The sequence below is a fragment of the Marinobacter sp. NP-4(2019) genome (genome assembly GCF_003994855.1).
Taxonomy (GTDB): Bacteria; Pseudomonadota; Gammaproteobacteria; order Pseudomonadales; family Oleiphilaceae; genus Marinobacter.
This window is the reverse complement of record NZ_CP034142.1, coordinates 875944-895434: the sequence shown is the minus strand read 5'-3', so window position 1 is coordinate 895434 and position 19491 is coordinate 875944. Positions and strand designations below refer to the sequence as shown.

Below are 19491 nucleotides of genomic sequence, written 5' to 3'. Positions count from 1 at the left end.
GTTCCTTATTTCTTGAACGGAAAGCCAAAGGCTTTCAACAGTTCGCGACCTTCGTCGTCGGTACCGGCAGTGGTGGTAATGGTGATGTCCAGACCACGGATCTTGTCGACCTTGTCGTACTCGATCTCAGGGAAAATGATCTGCTCACGCACACCCATGCTGTAGTTACCGCGACCGTCGAACGACTTGGGATTCAGACCACGGAAGTCACGTACGCGGGGAACCGCGATGTGAACCAGGCGATCAAAGAAGTCCCACATACGCTCGCCACGCAGGGTAACCTTACAACCGATAGGCCAACCTTCACGGATTTTGAAGCCCGCGACGGATTTACGTGCCTTGGTGACAACCACTTTCTGACCCGCCAGGCGCTCGAGATCCGCCACAGCATTCTCAATCAGCTTCTTGTCACCAACCGCTTCGCCGACACCCATGTTCAGGGTGATCTTTTCGATACGCGGCACCTGCATAATGTTCTTGTAGCCGAACTCTTTCTGCAGGGCGGGTACCACTTCCTTACTGTACTGCTCTTTCATGTTAAGCATCGTAACCACCACCGCTTACTGGTTATCGACAGCTTCGTTCGTGGACTTGAAGATCCGCACTTTGGCGCCGTCTTCCTTGATCTGGAAGCCTACGCGATCGGCTTTGCCGGTCTGCGGATTAAAAATAGCCACGTTGGAAGCCTGGATAGGTGCTTCTTTTTCGACGATGCCACCTGGGGTGCCCAGCATCGGGTTCGGCTTGGTATGCTTCTTCATCATGTTGATGCCAGAAACAATTACCCGGCCATCGTCCTGAACCTTCAGGACTTTACCACGTTTGCCTTTATCTTTCCCCGTGGTGACGATTACTTCGTCATCTCGTTTGATCTTTTTCATAACCGGCCTCTGGTCCTTAAAGTACTTCGGGTGCCAGTGAGATAATTTTCATGAACTTCTCATTACGCAGTTCACGGGTAACCGGTCCGAAGATACGGGTACCAATCGGTGCGTCCTGATTGTTCAGAAGTACTGCCGCGTTTCCGTCAAAGCGGATAAGCGACCCGTCGGGACGACGTACACCCTTGCGGGTACGTACAACGACAGCTTTCAGGACCTGGCCTTTCTTCACTTTACCGCGGGGGATGGCTTCCTTGACGGTCACCTTGATGACATCCCCTACGCTAGCATAACGCCTGTGTGAACCGCCCAGGACCTTAATGCACATCACCTGACGCGCACCGCTGTTATCCGCGACTTCAAGCATTGTTTGAGTCTGAATCATGGTTGTTCTCCGGGCGAGTTACACCTTGGATGCACGTTCGGTGACTTCCACCAGGGCCCAGCTCTTGGTCTTGGAGACCGGACGGGTTTCCTGAATGGTCACAGTGTCACCGACATTGCACTGATTGCTCTCATCGTGAGCGTGAATCTTGGTCGAGCGCTTCATGTACTTACCGTACAGCGGGTGTTTCACCTGGCGCTCCACCAGGACCACGATGGACTTCTCCATCTTGTTGCTCACGACCTTGCCGCTCAGAGTTCTGGCAGTTTGGGTAGCTTCGGTCATGTCACTGTCCTGCCTTTTCATTCAATACTGTTTTCACGCGAGCAATATCGCGCTTCACATTGCCGAGAAGGTGAGACTGATTCAGCTGACCTGTCGCCTTACGCATGCGCAGGTTGAACTGCTCCTTCAGGAGGTCGATCAGCTCGTTGTTCAGCTCCTCGACTGACTTTTCACGCAGCTCTGTTGCTTTCATCACATCACCGTCCTCGTTACAAAGGTGGTCTGTACCGGCAATTTAGCCGCAGCAAGAGTGAACGCATCACGAGCGATTTCCTCGGAAACACCTTCCATCTCATACAGCATCCGGCCAGGCTGAATTTCAGCCACCCAATACTCGACAGAACCCTTACCTTTACCCATCCGAACTTCAAGCGGCTTACTGGAGATCGGCTTGTCCGGGAAAACCCGGATCCAGATCTTACCGCCCCGCTTGATGCGGCGAGTCATGGTACGACGCGCTGCCTCAATCTGGCGCGCAGTTATACGCCCACGAGTGGTCGCCTTCAATCCGTATTCACCGAAGCTCACCTTGTTAGCGCGGTGAGCGAGACCGGTGTTACGGCCTTTCATTACCTTGCGAAATTTGGTGCGTTTTGGTTGCAGCATAAGAGTGCCCCTTTACTTAGAACCTTTCTTCCCAGAGGCTTTCTTGTCAGCACGGACCTGCTCCATACCACCAAGAATCTCACCTTTGAAGATCCATACCTTGACGCCGATTACGCCGTAAGTGGTATGCGCTTCGTAGGTTGCGTAATCAATATCTGCACGCAGAGTGTGCAGAGGTACACGACCTTCGCGATACCACTCGGAACGCGCGATTTCAGCACCCCCGAGACGTCCGCCTACCTGGATCTTGATACCCTTCGCGCCCTGACGCATAGCGTTCTGTACCGCGCGCTTCATGGCGCGACGGAACATCACACGACGCTCCAGCTGGCCGGCAACATTTTGTGCTACCAGGCGGGCATCCAGGTCCGGCTTGCGGACTTCTTCGATGTTGATGTGCACGGGCACACCCATCATGTCGCTAACTTCACGACGTAGACGATCAACATCTTCACCCTTCTTACCGATAACAATACCGGGACGGGCTGTATGGATCGTGATACGGGCGTTCTGAGCAGGGCGCTCGATCACAATCTTGCTGACAGACGCCTTCACCAGGCGCTTGTCCAGGAATTCACGAACCTGAATATCGTTCAACAGGTTGTTCGCATATTCCTGCTTTTCGGCATACCACACTGAGTTGTGCTCTTTGATCACACCCAGGCGAATGCCGGTTGGATTTACTTTATGACCCATCTGAGCATCTCCTACTTGTCGGCGACCTTGACGGTGATATGGCAGGTGCGCTTGAAAATCCGGTCAGCGCGCCCCTTGGCTCGAGCTTTGATTCGCTTGAGCGTCGGACCCTCATCCACCATGACGGTGGAAACCCGCAGATCATCTACGTCCAGACCTTCGTTGTGCTCAGCATTGGCGATAGCGGACTCAAGCGCTTTCTTGAGCACGACTGCCGCCTTTTTAGGGCTGAAAGTCAGAATGTTCAGGGCGTCCTCAACAGCCTTGCCGCGTACTTGGTCAGCGACAAGACGTGCTTTCTGAGCTGAGAGGCGAGCGCCCTTGTACTTGGCTGCTACTTCCATTTCTATTACCTCACAATCAGCGTTTAGCTTTCTTGTCGGCCGCATGACCACGATAAGTACGCGTTGCCGCGAACTCACCCAGCTTATGTCCAACCATATCTTCGGTGACATAAACCGGCACGTGCTGCTTGCCGTTGTGGACTGCAATGGTCAGGCCTACCATCTCCGGAAAAACTGTTGACCGGCGGGACCAGGTTTTGATCGGCCGCTTGTCGTTAGCTTCCAGAGCTGCCTCGACCTTCTTCAACAGATGCAGGTCTATAAAAGGACCTTTCTTCAAAGAACGTGGCACAGCAATTACCTCTATGTAGTCGTTTACTTGGCCGAACGACGACGTACTATCATCTTGTCAGTACGCTTGTTCTTACGAGTCTTATGCCCTTTGGTCGGAACACCCCAAGGAGTAACAGGGTGGCGCCCGCCAGAGGTACGCCCTTCACCACCACCATGTGGGTGGTCAACTGGGTTCATAGCAACACCACGTACTGTTGGACGTTTACCGCGCCAACGTGATGCACCCGCTTTACCAAGCTGCTTGAGGCTGTGCTCGCTGTTGGACACTTCACCCAACGTTGCGCGACAGTCAACAAGCACCTTACGCATTTCACCTGAGCGCAGGCGGATGGTGGCATATGCACCTTCACGCGCTACCAGCTGTACGGATGCGCCCGCGGAGCGAGCCAGCTGGGCACCTTTGCCAGGCTTGAGTTCGACGCAGTGGATCACAGAACCGACCGGAATATTCCGGAGCGGAAGCGTGCTACCCACCTTAATCGGCGCGTCGATACCGGAACGCACAGGATCTCCAATCTGCATACCTTTGGGAGCGATAATGTAACGACGCTCGCCATCGGCGTACTTCAGGAGCGCAATGTGCGCAGAGCGGTTCGGATCGTATTCCAGGCGCTCAATAGTCGCCGGAATACCATCTTTGGTCCGCTTGAAGTCAATGACGCGGTAGTGCTGCTTGTGGCCACCACCAACGTGACGGGTAGTGATGCGACCAAAATGGTTACGACCACCCGACTTACTCTTAGTTTCTACCAACGGCTCGTAAGGGCGCCCCTTGTGCAGATCAGGGTTGTAGAGCTTTACAACGTGACGGCGGCCGGCAGATGTTGGTTTGGTTTTGACGATCGGCATATTACGACCCCTTTACCTTATTCCACATCCAGAAAATCGATGTCCTGACCTTCCGCAAGCTTTACATAAGCCTTGCGCAGATCATTACGCTTGCCGAAACCGCGGATGGTACGCTTGAGCTTACCCTTACGGTTCAGAACCTGAACACCTTCGACGGTGACGTTGAACAGCTGCTCAACGGCTTTCTTGATCTCGGGCTTGGTGGCATCAGGTGCTACACGAAACACAACCTGATTGCTCTCCGCCACCAGAGACGCTTTCTCTGATACGTGCGGTCCCAGAAGAACCTTGTAAATACGTTCCTGATTCATCCCAGCATCTCCTCGATCTTCTTCAGAGCGGGAACAGTCACAACGACTTTCTCGAAGGCAACCAAGCTAACCGGGTCCAGACCAGCAACGTCACGCACGTCGACGTGCGGAATGTTACGGGAGGCCAGGTGCAGATTCTGCTCAACATTGTCAGACAGAATTAGGGCGTTATTCACACCGATGTCCTTCAGCTTGGCGTTGAAAGCCTTGGTCTTGGGGGTGTCAACATTCATATCGTCAACCACGACCAGGCGTTCCTGGCGAACCAGCTCGGAAAAAATGGAGCGCATCGCTGCGCGGTACATTTTACGGTTGACCTTCTGCTCGAAGTCGCGAGGCTTGGCAGCAAAAGTCACACCACCGGAGCGCCAGATCGGGCTACGGATTGTACCTGCACGGGCACGACCAGTGCCCTTCTGACGCCAGGGCTTCTTACCACCGCCACTGACCTCTGAACGTGTTTTCTGAGCCTTGGTACCCTGACGGCTAGCTGCCATATAAGCAGTAACCACCTGGTGAACCAGCGACTCGTTAAAATCTTTGGCGAATGCAGCGTCGGAAACCGAAATCCCCTTGCCGCTACCTGTAATAGTCAATTCCATCGCACCGCTCCTCAGGCTTTAACTGCAGGCTTGATGACAACGTTACCGCCAGTCGCGCCTGGAACGGCACCACTCACCAGCAGCAGGTTGCGCTCGGCGTCGACGCGGACAACCTTCAGGTTCTGCACAGTCACCTGCGCATTACCCATCTGGCCCGCCATCTTCTTGCCCTTGAATACCTTGCCCGGAGTCTGGTTCTGACCGATGGAACCCGGAGCACGATGAGACAGAGAGTTACCGTGGGTCGCGTCCTGCATGGAGAAGTTCCAGCGCTTAACACCGCCCTGGAAACCTTTACCCTTGGACTGACCTGTGGCGTCAACAACCTGACCGTCTTCGAAGACAGAAGCCGTGATCTCGCCGCCGGCTACCAGGTCTTCACCTTCGCCATCAGCCAGACGGAACTCCCACATACCACGACCGGCTTCAACACCGGCTTTGGCATAGTGGCCTGCTTCGCTCTTGGTCACACGAGAGGAACGACGGGTGCCAACGGTAACCTGTACCGCGCGGTAACCATCGTTTTCAAGAGTTTTGAGCTGGGTAATGCGGTTGGGCTCAACCTCAATTACCGTCACGGGCAGCGCCTGCCCATCTTCCGTAAAAATACGGGTCATACCGGCCTTACGACCGACAACACCAATTGCCATGTTTCACCTCTTAAGTGTACGGGGCTCTCACCCTCTATGGCCTTATGACAGTTACACAGACTAACCCGAAGGTTTAGCCGAGGCTGATCTGAACGTCTACACCTGCTGCCAGGTCCAGCTTCATCAAAGCATCTACTGTCTTTTCCGTCGGCTCAACAATGTCGAGCAAACGCTTATGAGTACGAATTTCATACTGATCGCGCGCGTCTTTGTTGACGTGCGGGGAAATCAGCACTGTGTACTTTTCCTTCCGCGTCGGCAGAGGGATTGGTCCACGCACCTGAGCGCCGGTCCGCTTAGCGGTATCGACAATCTCCTGCGTGGACTGGTCGATCAGGCGATAATCAAACGCCTTCAACCGGATTCGAATTTTTTGGCTTTGCATGATGCACCAAACTCCACTCGTAGCAGCTACTTGTTTAGCCGACCTTCAAAAAAAGGAGCCGCATTGTATGCATAATACCCAACCGTGTCAACTGCCATGCAGGTTGACCCGGTCGGGCATCAATTCGCGGCTGAAACAGAAAAAGGGGCTGATACATCAGCCCCTTTTTCCTGGATCAATCGAACGGATTACTCGATGATCTTGGAGACTACGCCGGCACCAACGGTACGGCCACCTTCGCGGATCGCGAAGCGCAGACCATCTTCCATGGCGATCGGAGCAATCAGGGTAACACTCATCTTCACGTTGTCACCCGGCATTACCATTTCCACACCTTCCGGCAGTTCGCAAGAACCGGTTACGTCGGTGGTACGGAAGTAGAACTGCGGACGATAGCCCTTGAAGAACGGCGTATGACGACCACCTTCCTCTTTGGACAGTACGTACACTTCGCACTCGAACTTGGTGTGCGGAGTGATGGAACCCGGAACCGCCAGAACCTGACCACGCTCAACGTCGTCACGCTTGGTACCACGCAGCAGAACACCTACGTTCTCACCGGCACGACCTTCGTCCAACAGCTTGCGGAACATCTCAACACCGGTACAAGTGGTCTTCACAGTATCCTTGATACCAATGATTTCCACTTCATCACCTACCTTGATGATGCCACGCTCAACACGACCGGTCACAACCGTACCACGACCGGAGATGGAGAAGACGTCCTCAATCGGCATCAGGAACGGCTGATCGATCGCACGCTCCGGCTCAGGGATGTAGTCGTCCAGGGCCTCTACCAGCTTCTTGACCGCGGTAGTACCCATCTCGTTGTCGTCCTTACCTTCCAGCGCCATCAGCGCGGAACCGGTAATGATCGGCGTGTCGTCGCCCGGGAAGTCGTACTGGCTCAGCAGATCACGAACTTCCATCTCAACCAGCTCGAGCAGCTCTTCATCGTCGACCATGTCGGCCTTGTTCAGGAACACAACGATGTAAGGCACACCAACCTGACGTGACAGCAGGATGTGCTCACGAGTCTGCGGCATGGGGCCGTCAGCTGCCGAACACACCAGGATCGCGCCGTCCATCTGCGCCGCACCAGTGATCATGTTCTTCACATAATCCGCGTGGCCCGGGCAGTCTACGTGTGCGTAGTGACGAGTCGGAGAATCGTACTCTACGTGCGAAGTCGCGATGGTGATACCACGCGCCTTCTCCTCCGGTGCGTTGTCGATCTGGTCGAACGCACTGGCAGTACCGGTACCCCAGACTTCGTGACATACACGAGTCAGTGCAGCTGTCAGAGTGGTCTTACCATGGTCAACGTGACCAATGGTGCCCACGTTCAAGTGCGGTTTACTGCGTTCAAATTTTTCTTTAGACACGGTTACACCTCTTCCTGTTTCTTAAGTCCTGGGGATCAACCCTTTTTAATGATCGCTTCGGCAATGTTCGAAGGAGCTTCCATATAACGGGAGAACTCCATCGCATAAGACGCCCGACCCTGCGTTGCAGAGCGCAGGTCGGTGGCGTAACCGAACATCTCCGACAACGGAACTTCTGCACGGATGACTTTACCCGAGGGGCCCTCATCCATACCCTGAATCAGGCCACGACGACGGTTCAAATCACCGACGACGTCACCCATGTACTCCTCAGGGCTGACGACTTCAACCTTCATGATCGGCTCAAGAAGCGCAGGACTGGCTTCCAGAGCACCTTTCTTCATCGCCATGGAGCCGGCGACTTTGAAAGCCATCTCGTTGGAGTCAACATCGTGATACGAGCCATCGTACAGGGTCGCCTTGATGCGCAGCAGCGGATAACCGGCCAGACAGCCGTTCTGCATCTGCTCTTCAATACCCTGCTGAACGGCCGGGATGTATTCCTTGGGAACCACACCACCGACAATCTCGTTCACGAAAATGAAGTTATCACCATCTTCCTCGTCGAGAGGCAGCGGCTCCAGCTTCAGCTTGACGTGACCGTACTGACCACGACCACCGGACTGACGTACAAACTTGCCTTCCACGTCCACCGGCTTGCGGATGCACTCACGATAGGCCACCTGAGGCTTACCGATGTTTGCCTCCACCTTGAACTCACGCTTCATACGATCAACGATGATGTCCAGGTGAAGCTCACCCATACCGGAAATGATGGTCTGACCGGACTCTTCGTCAGTGCGCACACGGAAAGACGGGTCTTCCTGAGCCAGCTTACCCAACGCAACACCCATCTTCTCCTGGTCAGCCTTGGACTTCGGCTCAACCGCAACAGAGATAACCGGCTCCGGAAACTCCATGCGCTCGAGGATAATCTTGTGATTCTCATCACACAGAGTATCACCGGTGGTCACACTCTTCAGACCGATCGCAGCGGCAATATCGCCCGCCAGCACTTCCTTGATTTCCTGACGATCCTTGGAGTGCATCTGAACCATACGGCCGACGCGCTCTTTCTTGCCCTTTACCGAGTTGTACACGGCGTTACCGGACTCCAGCTTACCGGAGTAGACACGGAAGAAGGTCAGCGTACCCACGAACGGATCGGTAGCAATCTTGAACGCGAGTGCGGCAAATGGCGCATCGTCATCGGCCTGACGGGTCTCTTCAGTACCGTCTTCGTCAACCTCACCACGGATGGCTTTAACCTCATCCGGTGCCGGCAGGAATTCGATAACGGAATCCAGTACCGCCTGGACACCCTTGTTCTTGAACGCGGAACCACAGGTAGCAACAACGATTTCGTTAGCCAGGGTGCGAATACGCAGCCCCTTCTTGATATCCTCAACAGACAACTCACCCTCTTCCAGGTACTTGTCCATCAATTCTTCATTGGCCTCGGCCGCGGCTTCCATCATCTGCTCGCGATACATGGCGACTTCGTCAACCATTTCCGCAGGAACATCACGCTGGTCATAGGTCGCACCCGCGTCATCTTCGTTCCAGTAGATGGCCTGGTTACGAATCAGGTCCACGATGCCCGCGAAGTTGTCTTCAGCACCGATTGGCAACTGAATGGGCACAGGCGTTGCACCCAGACGGTTCTTGATCTGGTCAACCACGCGCAGGAAGTTGGCACCGGCACGGTCCATCTTGTTGACGAACACCATGCGGGGAACTTCGTACTTGTTGGCCTGACGCCATACGGTTTCGGACTGCGGCTCTACACCCGAAGAACCACAGAACACAACAACCGCACCGTCCAGCACACGCAGTGAACGCTCTACCTCAATGGTAAAGTCAACGTGTCCCGGGGTATCGATAATGTTGATCCGGTGCTCCGGATACTGCTTGTCCATGCCCTGCCAGAAACAGGTCGTCGCAGCAGAGGTAATGGTAATACCACGCTCCTGCTCCTGCTCCATCCAGTCCATGGTAGCCGCACCATCATGAACTTCACCGATTTTGTGGGAAATACCTGTGTAGAACAGGACCCGCTCGGTGGTTGTGGTTTTGCCCGCATCAACGTGCGCACAAATACCAATGTTTCTGTAACGCTTGATAGGAGTCTTGCGTGCCACTGTATAAACCTCGGCTGATTAGAAACGGAAGTGAGAGAACGCCTTGTTGGCTTCTGCCATGCGGTGTACATCTTCACGCTTCTTAACAGCGGAGCCCTTGCTGTCAGCGGCGTCAAGAATCTCACCGGCCAGACGCTGCGCCATGGACTTCTCACCGCGCTTCCGTGAATATTCTACGAGCCAGCGCATGGCCAGCGCGTTCTGACGGGAAGGCCGTACTTCTACGGGCACCTGGTAGGTAGCACCACCCACACGACGGGACTTAACCTCAACCATCGGCTGGATGTTCTCCAGGGCCTTCTCGAACATGTCGATCGGCTCTTCCTTGGACTTCTCGGCAACAATGTCCAGCGCGCCGTAAACAATGCGCTCTGCGACTGACTTCTTACCGCTTTCCATCACGTGATTGATGAACTTGGCAAGACGTGCACTGCCGAATTTCGGATCCGGGATAATTTCCCGTTTTGCTGCAACTCTTCTTCTAGGCATCGATAAGCCCTTATCTATTAAAAGGTCTTCAGGAACCCCTGAGATAGCATCAGCTACTCAGCCTTACTCTTACCGTTCTGACAAGCAACGATAAAAGACACCCGCGTGGGACATCAGGACTTGGGTCGTTTTGCACCGTACTTGGAGCGGCCCTGCTTACGGTTCTGTACACCCTGGGTGTCCAGCGTTCCGCGAACAGTGTGATAGCGCACACCCGGAAGGTCTTTTACTCGACCGCCACGGATCAGCACAACACTGTGCTCCTGAAGGTTGTGACCTTCACCACCAATGTATGAGGAAACCTCGTAGCCGTTGGTCAGACGAACACGGCACACTTTACGCAGTGCTGAGTTCGGCTTCTTCGGCGTTGTGGTGTACACACGAGTGCACACACCACGGCGCTGAGGGCAGGCCTGGAGCGCGGGAACGTCGCTCTTGGCTACCTTGCGCTTACGAGGCTTACGCACCAACTGATTAATCGTTGCCATGTAAGCAAACTCCAAAAAACCATATCAATGAAACTTGCCCCCAGAAGCTGGGGGCAAAATTTAAGGGACGCAAGTTTAAGCCTGCACCCCTGCACAGTCAAGGTGACTGATCTCTTTTTAACCACCCACCGCGTAAGTAACTACCGGTGGGTGGCGCACTTCTCAACTCAGCTTTCGCGGTTGAGCTCAGCACTCAGAGCTTCTTCCACGTCGGCCGCGGTTACGCCCTGCTCTTCCAGGTCGCGTTTGCGACGACGCTCATTGTGGTACGCCAGACCGGTACCGGCCGGGATCAGGCGACCAACCACAACGTTTTCCTTCAGGCCGCGCAGGTAATCACGCTTACCGGTGACCGCACCTTCGGTGAGCACCCGGGTGGTTTCCTGGAACGAAGCCGCGGAAATGAACGACTCGGTTGCCAGTGAAGCCTTGGTGATACCCAGCAGCAGACGCTCGAACCGTGCCGGCTCCTTGTCTGCCGCATTGGCCTTTTCGTTTTCTTCCAGAACCTGGGTGATTTCGACCTGATCACCAGACAACAGCGTGGTATCACCCGGATCGGTAATCTCCACCTTGCGCAGCATCTGACGAACGATAACCTCGATGTGCTTATCGTTGATGACAACGCCCTGCAGACGGTAAACGTCCTGGATTTCGTTGGTGATGTACTTGGCCAGCTCAACCACACCCAGCAGACGCAGAATGTCATGGGGGTTGGACGGACCGTCGGAAATCACTTCACCCTTCTCAACGGTTTCACCTTCAAACACGTTGAGCTGACGATGCTTCGGAATCAGCACTTCGTAGGCGTCGCCGTCCTTCGGAGTGATCACCAGGCGCTTCTTGCCCTTGGTTTCCTTGCCGAAAGATACCGTGCCGCTGATTTCTGCCAGGATGGACGACTCTTTCGGTCGACGCGCCTCGAACAGGTCGGCAACCCGCGGCAGACCACCGGTGATATCCCGGGTCTTCGAGCTTTCCTGAGGAATACGTGCAACGACATCACCCAGCTCGATCCTGGCACCGTTGGCCATGGTCACCAGAGCATTGGCCGGCAGGAAGAAGATCGCAGTACCGCCGCCCGGCAGCTCCACGTCCTCGCCCTTTTCGTCAACCAGCTGAATAGCCGGACGGATGTCCTTGCCAGCAGCCGGACGCTCCTTCGAATCGATCACTTCCATGGTGGACAAACCGGTCAGTTCGTCGGTCTGGGTACGGACGGTAATGCCCTGATCCATATTGACAAACTTGGCGGTACCACCGGCTTCCGCAATGATCGGGTGAGTATGCGGATCCCATTTGGCGACCACGACGCCGGCTTCCACGGCATCCCCGTGTTTCACGGACAGAACCGCGCCATAAGGCAGCTTGTACCACTCACGCTCACGGCCCTGGTCATCGGCGATTGCCAGCGCGGAGGAGCGGGAGATCACTACCAGGGAACCATCGCTCTTTTCAATAGACTTCAGGTTGTGGAGGCGAACGGTGCCGCCATGCTTGACCTGGATATTGTCCACGGCGGAGGCCCGGCTCGCAGCACCACCAATGTGGAACGTCCGCATGGTCAGCTGAGTACCCGGCTCACCGATAGACTGGGCGGCGATGACACCCACGGCCTCACCCACGTTGACCTCATGGCCACGGGCCAGATCACGACCGTAGCACTTGGAGCAGATACCGTGGCGCGTCTCACAGGTAATCGCGGAGCGAACCCAGACTTCGTCCACACCGGCCCGTTCCAGGGTTTCAACGGTTTTCTCATCCAGCAAGGTGCCGGACGGAACAACCGCGTTGTCCTTGTCGGTCGGGGTGAATGCGTCACGGGCGGTCACACGACCCAGTACCCGATCACCCAGAGGCACAACAACGTCGCCACCTTCGATGTGCGGCGTCATCAGCAGGCCTTCGGAGGTGCCACAATCTTCCTCGGTCACCACCAGATCCTGAGAGACGTCAACCAGACGACGCGTCAGATAACCGGAGTTCGCGGTCTTCAGGGCGGTATCCGCCAGACCCTTACGAGCACCGTGTGTGGAGATGAAGTACTGCAGTACGTTCAGACCTTCACGGAAGTTCGCGGTGATCGGCGTCTCGATGATGGAGCCATCCGGCTTCGCCATCAGGCCACGCATACCGGCGAGCTGACGGATCTGGGCAGCGGAACCCCGCGCCCCGGAATCGGCCATCATGTACACGGAGTTGAACGACTCCTGCATTTCGTCTTCGCCGTCTTCGCCCTTCACCGGCTTGCCATCAGGGCCGATCACCTGCTCTTTCGACAGGCGCTCCATCATCGCCTTGGACACTTTGTCGTTGGCGCGGGACCAGATATCGATAACCTTGTTGTACTTCTCGCCCTGGGTCAGCAGACCGGACGCGTACTGGGTTTCGATGTCCTTCACTTCCTCGGAGGCGGCATCCACCAGCTCGTACTTCTCCGGCGGGATCTCGAAGTCATTGAAACCGATCGAGATACCGGAGACCGTGGCGTAGTGGTAACCCATGTACATCAGTTGGTCGGCGAAGATGACGGTGTCTTTCAGACCCGCATCCCGGTAACAGGTGTTGATCAGGTTGGAGATCGCCTTCTTGACCATCGGCTTGTTGACCAGCTCGAAAGACAGACCGTCCGGCACGATATCGAACAGCAGTGCGCGACCAACGGTGGTATCAACAATCTTGTACTCTTCGGTACGCTGACCGTCTTCCTGGATCGTGACTTCTTTCACACGCACCTTGACGATGGCCTGAAGGTCGACCTTGCCGGCACCGTAGGCACGGTGTGCCTCTTTCACGTCGGCAAAGACCATACCTTCACCCAGTGCGCTCTTACGCTCACGGGTCATGTAGTACAGACCCAGAACCACGTCCTGGGACGGCACGATGATCGGCTCGCCGTTGGCCGGTGACAGCACGTTGTTGGTCGACATCATCAACGCACGGGCTTCCAACTGGGCTTCCAGGGTCAGCGGTACGTGTACCGCCATCTGGTCACCATCGAAGTCGGCGTTGTAGGCGGCACACACCAGTGGGTGCAACTGAATCGCCTTGCCTTCGATCAACACCGGCTCGAACGCCTGAATACCCAGACGGTGCAGGGTCGGCGCACGGTTCAGCATGATCGGGTGTTCGCGGATGACTTCATCCAGGATATCCCAGACCACGCCTTCTTCGCGTTCGACCATCTTCTTGGCGGCCTTGATCGTGGTTGCCAGGCCACGGTGCTCAAGCTTGGAGAAAATAAACGGCTTGAACAGTTCCAGAGCCATTTTCTTCGGCAGACCACACTGATGCAGGCGCAGGTACGGACCCACCACGATCACGGAACGACCGGAGTAGTCCACGCGCTTACCCAGCAGGTTCTGACGGAAACGACCCTGCTTACCCTTGATCATGTCAGCCAGAGACTTCAGCGGGCGCTTGTTGGTGCCGGTGATGGCGCGGCCACGACGGCCGTTGTCCAGCAGTGCGTCTACGGCTTCCTGCAGCATCCGCTTTTCGTTGCGCACGATGATGTCCGGAGCATTCAGCTCCAGCAGGCGCTTGAGGCGGTTGTTCCGGTTGATCACCCGACGGTACAGGTCGTTCAGGTCAGACGTGGCAAAGCGGCCACCGTCCAGCGGTACCAGCGGACGCAGGTCCGGCGGCAGAACCGGCAGCACGGTCATCACCATATCACCCGGCTTGTTGCCGGAGTACAGGAAGGCCTCGAGAATCTTCAGGCGCTTGCTGAACTTCTTGATCTTGGTTTCGGAGTTGGTCTGCGGGATCTCCTCACGCAGAGCATCCACTTCTTCCTGGAGATCAATCCCTTCCAGCAATTCCTTGACGGCCTCGGCACCCATACGGGCATCGAATTCGTCACCAAACTCTTCCAGTGCCTCGTAGTACTGCTCATCATTCAGCAGCTGGCCCTTCTCCAGGGTCGTCATGCCCGGATCAATGACAATGAAGGACTCGAAGTAAAGCACCCGCTCGATGTCACGCAGGGTCATATCCAGCATCAGGCCGATACGGGACGGCAGTGACTTCAGGAACCAGATGTGAGCGACCGGGCTGGCCAGCTCAATATGGCCCATCCGCTCACGACGAACACTGGCCAGCGCAACTTCAACGCCGCACTTTTCGCAGATCACACCGCGATGTTTGAGGCGCTTGTACTTGCCACACAGGCACTCATAATCCTTGATCGGGCCGAAGATCTTGGCACAGAACAGACCGTCACGCTCCGGCTTGAAGGTACGGTAGTTAATAGTCTCAGGCTTTTTGACCTCGCCAAAAGACCATGACCGAATCATGTCGGGAGATGCCAGCCCGATACGGATAGCATCAAATTCCTTGCTTTGATTCTGGCTCTTGAGAAGATTCAGCAAATCTTTCATCAGTAAAAGCTCCGGATGGCGTTAATCTCGGGCGGGAGCCCAGAGGGCTTCCCGCTCACGCTGCCAAAAAACAATTCGGCTCAGTCGGATTCCAGCTCGATGTCGATACCCAGCGAGCGGATCTCCTTGACAAGAACGTTGAAGGATTCGGGCATGCCCGGCTCCATACGATGGTCGCCATCGACAATGTTCTTGTACATCTTGGTCCGACCGTTTACATCATCAGACTTAACGGTAAGCATTTCCTGCAGCGTATACGCCGCACCGTAGGCTTCCAGGGCCCACACTTCCATCTCACCGAAGCGCTGACCACCGAACTGCGCCTTACCACCCAGCGGCTGCTGGGTAACCAGGCTGTATGAACCGGTGGAACGAGCGTGCATCTTGTCGTCGATCAGGTGGTTCAACTTGAGTATGTACATGTAGCCCACGGTAACCGGACGATCAAATGCATCACCGGTACGGCCATCGTACAACTTGGTCTGCCCCGTGGTATTCAGGCCAGCCAGCTCGAGCATACGCTTGACCTCGGCTTCCTTGGCGCCGTCAAAGACCGGCGTCGCCATGGGAACACCACTACGCAGGTTGCCCGCCATCTCAAGGATTTCCTTGTCACTGAACGAGTCCAGATCCACTTTGGTCACTTCATCAGAGTGGTTGTAGATCTCATCCAGCAGTTGACGCAGCTCAGCCACCTTGCGCTGCTCATCCAGCATCTGGCTGATACGCTCACCCAGCCCCTTCGCCGCAGCACCCAGGTGAGTTTCGAGCACCTGACCTACGTTCATCCGCGAGGGAACACCCAGCGGGTTCAGAACGATATCGACGGTCGTGCCATTATCATCGTAAGGCATGTCTTCAATCGGCATCACCGCAGAGATAACACCCTTGTTACCGTGACGGCCGGCCATCTTGTCGCCGGGCTGGATTCGACGCTTGATCGCCAGATACACCTTGACGATCTTGAGCACGCCCGGAGCGAGGTCATCGCCCTGTTGCAGCTTGCCCTTCTTGTCGTCGAAGCGTGCTTCGTGTTCTTTCTTGCGATCCTCCAGCCCCTGCTCGGATTTCTCCAGCAGCTCGTTCAGGGCTTCGTCCTTCATCCGCAGCTTGAACCAGTCATCACGCGGCAGTTCGGCCAAGTAAGCGTCATCAAGCTTCGCGCCTTTCTTGAGGCCCGGGCCGCTGATCACTTCCTGCCCTGTCAGAGCGCTGGTCAGACGCTCGAAGGTAGCCCCTTCAACGATACGATACTCGTCCTTCAGATCCTTGCGGTACTGGTCCAACTGCTCTTTCTCGATGGACTGGGCGCGCTGATCCTTCTCGATACCATCACGAGTGAAGACCTGAACGTCGATAACCGTTCCACGGGTGCCGGTCGGCACACGTGAGGACGTATCCTTAACGTCCGAGGCCTTCTCTCCAAAGATGGCACGCAGCAGTTTTTCCTCCGGTGTCAGCTGGGTTTCGCCCTTCGGCGTTACCTTGCCTACCAGAATGTCACCAGGGCCAACTTCCGCACCGATATAAACAATGCCAGACTCATCCAGCTTGGACAGCGCACTTTCACCAACGTTCGGAATATCCGCGGTGATTTCCTCACTGCCCAATTTGGTATCACGAGCCACACAGGTCAGTTCCTGAATGTGGATAGTGGTAAGTCGATCTTCCTGAACCACTTTCTCGGAGATGAGAATGGAATCCTCAAAGTTATAGCCGTTCCAGGGCATGAACGCGATACGCATGTTCTGCCCCAGGGCCAGTTCACCCAGATCGACGGACGGTCCGTCAGCCAGCACATCACCACGGGCAACCACATCACCCTGACGCACGATGGAGCGCTGGTTGATACAGGTGTTCTGGTTCGAGCGGGTGTACTTGGTGAGGTTATAGATATCCACACCAGCATCGCCGGCTTCGGTTTCGTCGTCATTGACGCGGACAACCACACGGGCGGCATCGACACTCTCGATCACACCACCGCGACGAGCGGTCACACAGACGCCGGAATCCTGGGCCACGGTACGCTCTACACCGGTACCAACCAGCGGCACCTGAGAGCGCAGAGTCGGCACGGCCTGACGCTGCATGTTGGAGCCCATCAGAGCACGGTTGGCGTCGTCGTGCTCGAGGAACGGGATCAGCGATGCCGCAACCGAGACAACCTGACGCGGAGACACGTCCATGAAGTTGACGTTTTCCGGTGGCGTAACGGTAAATTCGTTCTGGTGACGGACCGTAACCAGCTCGTCAGACAGACGCTTGTTCTCGTCCATTGCCGCACTGGCCTGTGCGATGATGTAGTTGCTCTCTTCGATCGCGGAGAGATAGACCACTTCATCGGTCACCTCGCCATCAACCACCTTACGGTACGGACTTTCCAGGAAGCCGTAGGAGTTGGAGCGAGCGTAGGTTGCCAGCGAGTTGATCAGGCCGATGTTCGGACCTTCCGGCGTCTCGATAGGACAAACACGACCGTAGTGAGTCGGGTGTACGTCCCGAACCTCGAAACCAGCACGCTCACGGGTCAGACCGCCGGGGCCGAGAGCTGAAATACGACGCTTGTGCGTTACCTCGGACAGCGGGTTGTTCTGGTCCATGAACTGGGACAGCTGACTGGAACCAAAGAATTCCTTAACAGCAGCGGCCACCGGCTTGGCGTTAATCAGATCCTGAGGCATCAGGCCTTCACTTTCAGCCAGGCTCAGACGCTCGCGGACTGCACGCTCAACACGCACCAGACCAACACGGAACTGGTTTTCCGCCATTTCACCGACACAGCGAACGCGACGGTTACCCAGGTTGTCGATGTCATCGACGTTGCCCTGGCCGTTACGGATATCGATCAGCGTCTTAAGGACGTCGATGATGTCTTCATGAGTCAGTGTGCCTTCACCGGTACTTTCCTCGCGGCGCAGACGACGGTTCAGCTTCATGCGGCCAACCGCAGACAGGTCGTAACGCTCCTCGGAGAAGAACAGGTTATTGAACAGGTTTTCCGCCGACTCTTTTGTGGGCGGCTCACCCGGGCGCATCATGCGATAAATTTCAACCAGCGCCTCCAGCGGAGAGCGGGTCGGATCGATGCGCAAGGTGTCGGACATGAACGGACCGCAGTCCAGATCGTTGGTGTACAGAGTTTCAATCTCCGTCACACCAGCGTCCAGAATCTTGGCAACAACCTCTTCGGTCAGCTCACTGTTGGCCTCAACAAGCACTTCACCAGACTTGGTGTCCACCATATCCTTGGCCAGTACGCGGCCATAGAGGTATTCGGTGGGCACTTCCAGTTCGCTGATGCCGGTCTTTTCGAGCTGCTTGATGTGACGGGCGGTAATCCGGCGACCTTCCTCAACAATGAGGTTGCCCTCGTTGTCCTTGATATCAAAGGTCGCAATATCGCCCCGCAGACGACTCGGAACCAGTTCGAGCTTGCACACTTCTGCGCCGACAGCGAATTTACTGGTTTCGAAGAACATCTCCAGCATCTGCTCGGAGTTATACCCCAGCGCCCGCAGAAGGATGGACGCCGGCAGCTTCCGACGACGGTCGATACGAACGAAGACGCAATCTTTTGGATCGAATTCGAAATCGAGCCAGGAGCCACGGTAAGGAATCACCCGAGCTGAATAAAGCAGCTTACCGGATGAGTGGGTTTTACCCTTGTCGTGATCGAAGAACACACCAGGTGAACGGTGGAGCTGGGAGACGATTACTCGCTCGGTACCGTTAATAACAAAGGTACCGTTCTCCGTCATCAGGGGCATTTCGCCCATGTAGACTTCCTGCTCTTTGATGTCCTTGATCGCCTTGTTGGACGATTCCTTATCGTAAATGATAAGGCGGACTTTGACGCGCAGCGGCGCTGCATAGGTTACGCCCCTAAGCTGGCATTCCTTGACATCAAATACCGGCTCGCCGATGCGGTAACTCACGTATTCGAGCGCGGCGTTGCCAGAGTAACTGACAATCGGGAATACGGATTTGAATGCTGCGTGAAGACCGGTTTCCCGGCGATCTTCAGGTGCGGCTTCCATTTGGAGGAAGTCCCGGAACGAATCCAGCTGAATAGACAGCAAATAGGGGACGTCCATCACGGAAGGCAATTTACTAAAATCTTTGCGAATCCGCTTTTTCTCAGTGTAGGAGTAAGTCATCTGCATTCCCCAGCTTTAGACCTGATACCTGGTATCAAGAAGCAACCATTGTTCTGCTTCGGGGCCGATTTGCTCGGCATACTGCGCCGTCTTGAACAAGACTCTGGCTGTAGGTTATAGAAACTGACATCAACCTGTAATTGCACACCAGACTCTATAGC

General features: G+C 55.5%; 20 protein-coding genes. All 20 read right to left on the bottom strand.

The genetic code is table 11. The features are described 5' to 3' along the window. Positions 1–5: 5 nt before the first annotated feature. Positions 6–545, bottom strand: coding sequence for a 50S ribosomal protein L5 (gene rplE, locus EHN06_RS04045; protein WP_012139778.1), 540 nt, complete (start codon positions 543–545; stop codon positions 6–8). A 15-nt stretch (positions 546–560) separates the two neighbouring features. Next, entirely contained in the window at positions 561–881 is a 321-nt protein-coding gene (gene rplX / locus EHN06_RS04040) for a 50S ribosomal protein L24 (protein WP_012139777.1), read from the bottom strand. Positions 882–897: 16 nt separating this feature from the next. Continuing rightward, positions 898–1266 (bottom strand): 50S ribosomal protein L14, encoded by a 369-nt coding sequence (rplN, locus tag EHN06_RS04035; protein ID WP_012139776.1) that lies wholly within the window; start codon positions 1264–1266, stop codon positions 898–900. 18 nt (positions 1267–1284) lie between these two features. After that, the gene (gene rpsQ, locus EHN06_RS04030) at positions 1285–1551 is read right to left on the bottom strand and encodes a 30S ribosomal protein S17 (RefSeq protein ID WP_012139774.1); all 267 of its coding nucleotides are present in this window, start codon (positions 1549–1551) and stop codon (positions 1285–1287) included. 1 nt (position 1552) lies between these two features. Then, the gene (gene rpmC / locus EHN06_RS04025; protein ID WP_127330400.1) at positions 1553–1744 is read right to left on the bottom strand and encodes a 50S ribosomal protein L29; all 192 of its coding nucleotides are present in this window, start codon (positions 1742–1744) and stop codon (positions 1553–1555) included. Continuing rightward, on the bottom strand, positions 1744–2157 hold the full coding sequence (rplP, locus tag EHN06_RS04020; RefSeq protein ID WP_127330398.1) for a 50S ribosomal protein L16: 414 nt from the start codon (positions 2155–2157) through the stop codon (positions 1744–1746). The genes rpmC and rplP overlap by 1 nt, the downstream gene beginning before the upstream one ends. Before the next feature lie 12 nt (positions 2158–2169). After that, positions 2170–2853, bottom strand: a complete 684-nt coding sequence (gene rpsC / locus EHN06_RS04015) for a 30S ribosomal protein S3 (protein ID WP_127330396.1) — start codon at positions 2851–2853, stop codon at positions 2170–2172. An 11-nt stretch (positions 2854–2864) separates the two neighbouring features. Next, positions 2865–3197, bottom strand: coding sequence for a 50S ribosomal protein L22 (gene rplV, locus EHN06_RS04010; protein ID WP_127330394.1), 333 nt, complete (start codon positions 3195–3197; stop codon positions 2865–2867). 16 nt (positions 3198–3213) lie between these two features. After that, positions 3214–3489, bottom strand: coding sequence for a 30S ribosomal protein S19 (gene rpsS / locus EHN06_RS04005; protein WP_007154011.1), 276 nt, complete (start codon positions 3487–3489; stop codon positions 3214–3216). A 23-nt stretch (positions 3490–3512) separates the two neighbouring features. Then, positions 3513–4340 carry a 50S ribosomal protein L2 gene (rplB, locus tag EHN06_RS04000; protein WP_012139769.1) on the bottom strand — a complete coding sequence of 276 codons (828 nt, stop codon included), beginning with the start codon at positions 4338–4340 and terminating at the stop codon, positions 3513–3515. Positions 4341–4357: 17 nt separating this feature from the next. After that, entirely contained in the window at positions 4358–4651 is a 294-nt protein-coding gene (gene rplW / locus EHN06_RS03995) for a 50S ribosomal protein L23 (RefSeq protein ID WP_127330392.1), read from the bottom strand. After that, positions 4648–5253, bottom strand: coding sequence for a 50S ribosomal protein L4 (gene rplD / locus EHN06_RS03990; protein WP_127330390.1), 606 nt, complete (start codon positions 5251–5253; stop codon positions 4648–4650). The genes rplW and rplD overlap by 4 nt, the downstream gene beginning before the upstream one ends. 11 nt (positions 5254–5264) lie before the next feature. Continuing rightward, complete coding sequence (gene rplC / locus EHN06_RS03985) at positions 5265–5903, bottom strand: 50S ribosomal protein L3 (RefSeq protein ID WP_127330388.1); 639 nt, start codon at positions 5901–5903, stop codon at positions 5265–5267. 73 nt (positions 5904–5976) lie between these two features. After that, complete coding sequence (gene rpsJ / locus EHN06_RS03980) at positions 5977–6288, bottom strand: 30S ribosomal protein S10 (protein WP_004580743.1); 312 nt, start codon at positions 6286–6288, stop codon at positions 5977–5979. Positions 6289–6476: 188 nt separating this feature from the next. Then, positions 6477–7673 (bottom strand): elongation factor Tu, encoded by a 1197-nt coding sequence (tuf, locus tag EHN06_RS03975; RefSeq protein WP_127330376.1) that lies wholly within the window; start codon positions 7671–7673, stop codon positions 6477–6479. Positions 7674–7708: 35 nt separating this feature from the next. After that, positions 7709–9814 (bottom strand): elongation factor G, encoded by a 2106-nt coding sequence (gene fusA / locus EHN06_RS03970; protein ID WP_127330386.1) that lies wholly within the window; start codon positions 9812–9814, stop codon positions 7709–7711. A gap of 18 nt (positions 9815–9832) precedes the next feature. Continuing rightward, positions 9833–10303 (bottom strand): 30S ribosomal protein S7, encoded by a 471-nt coding sequence (gene rpsG / locus EHN06_RS03965; RefSeq protein ID WP_048497735.1) that lies wholly within the window; start codon positions 10301–10303, stop codon positions 9833–9835. A gap of 113 nt (positions 10304–10416) precedes the next feature. Beyond that, entirely contained in the window at positions 10417–10791 is a 375-nt protein-coding gene (gene rpsL / locus EHN06_RS03960) for a 30S ribosomal protein S12 (protein ID WP_008174844.1), read from the bottom strand. A gap of 167 nt (positions 10792–10958) precedes the next feature. After that, positions 10959–15173 carry a DNA-directed RNA polymerase subunit beta' gene (gene rpoC / locus EHN06_RS03955; RefSeq protein ID WP_127330384.1) on the bottom strand — a complete coding sequence of 1405 codons (4215 nt, stop codon included), beginning with the start codon at positions 15171–15173 and terminating at the stop codon, positions 10959–10961. An 80-nt stretch (positions 15174–15253) separates the two neighbouring features. Further along, a complete protein-coding gene (gene rpoB, locus EHN06_RS03950) occupies positions 15254–19330 on the bottom strand; it encodes a DNA-directed RNA polymerase subunit beta (protein WP_127330382.1) in 4077 nt (1358 codons plus the stop codon). Positions 19331–19491 lie beyond the last annotated feature (161 nt).

Excerpts from the sequence above, each read along its gene's own strand:
- rplE (WP_012139778.1), bottom strand. The coding sequence starts at position 545 with ATGCTTAACATGAAAGAGCAGTACAGTAAGGAAGTGGTACCCGCCCTG.
- rplX (WP_012139777.1), bottom strand. The coding sequence starts at position 881 with ATGAAAAAGATCAAACGAGATGACGAAGTAATCGTCACCACGGGGAAA.
- rplN (WP_012139776.1), bottom strand. The coding sequence starts at position 1,266 with ATGATTCAGACTCAAACAATGCTTGAAGTCGCGGATAACAGCGGTGCG.
- rpsQ (WP_012139774.1), bottom strand. The coding sequence starts at position 1,551 with ATGACCGAAGCTACCCAAACTGCCAGAACTCTGAGCGGCAAGGTCGTG.
- rpmC (WP_127330400.1), bottom strand. The coding sequence starts at position 1,744 with ATGAAAGCAACAGAGCTGCGTGAAAAGTCAGTCGAGGAGCTGAACAAC.
- rplP (WP_127330398.1), bottom strand. The coding sequence starts at position 2,157 with ATGCTGCAACCAAAACGCACCAAATTTCGCAAGGTAATGAAAGGCCGT.
- rpsC (WP_127330396.1), bottom strand. The coding sequence starts at position 2,853 with ATGGGTCATAAAGTAAATCCAACCGGCATTCGCCTGGGTGTGATCAAA.
- rplV (WP_127330394.1), bottom strand. The coding sequence starts at position 3,197 with ATGGAAGTAGCAGCCAAGTACAAGGGCGCTCGCCTCTCAGCTCAGAAA.
- rplB (WP_012139769.1), bottom strand. The coding sequence starts at position 4,340 with ATGCCGATCGTCAAAACCAAACCAACATCTGCCGGCCGCCGTCACGTT.
- rplW (WP_127330392.1), bottom strand. The coding sequence starts at position 4,651 with ATGAATCAGGAACGTATTTACAAGGTTCTTCTGGGACCGCACGTATCA.
- rplD (WP_127330390.1), bottom strand. The coding sequence starts at position 5,253 with ATGGAATTGACTATTACAGGTAGCGGCAAGGGGATTTCGGTTTCCGAC.
- rplC (WP_127330388.1), bottom strand. The coding sequence starts at position 5,903 with ATGGCAATTGGTGTTGTCGGTCGTAAGGCCGGTATGACCCGTATTTTT.
- rpsJ (WP_004580743.1), bottom strand. The coding sequence starts at position 6,288 with ATGCAAAGCCAAAAAATTCGAATCCGGTTGAAGGCGTTTGATTATCGC.
- rpsG (WP_048497735.1), bottom strand. The coding sequence starts at position 10,303 with ATGCCTAGAAGAAGAGTTGCAGCAAAACGGGAAATTATCCCGGATCCG.
- rpsL (WP_008174844.1), bottom strand. The coding sequence starts at position 10,791 with ATGGCAACGATTAATCAGTTGGTGCGTAAGCCTCGTAAGCGCAAGGTA.
- rpoC (WP_127330384.1), bottom strand. The coding sequence starts at position 15,173 with ATGAAAGATTTGCTGAATCTTCTCAAGAGCCAGAATCAAAGCAAGGAA.
- rpoB (WP_127330382.1), bottom strand. The coding sequence starts at position 19,330 with ATGACTTACTCCTACACTGAGAAAAAGCGGATTCGCAAAGATTTTAGT.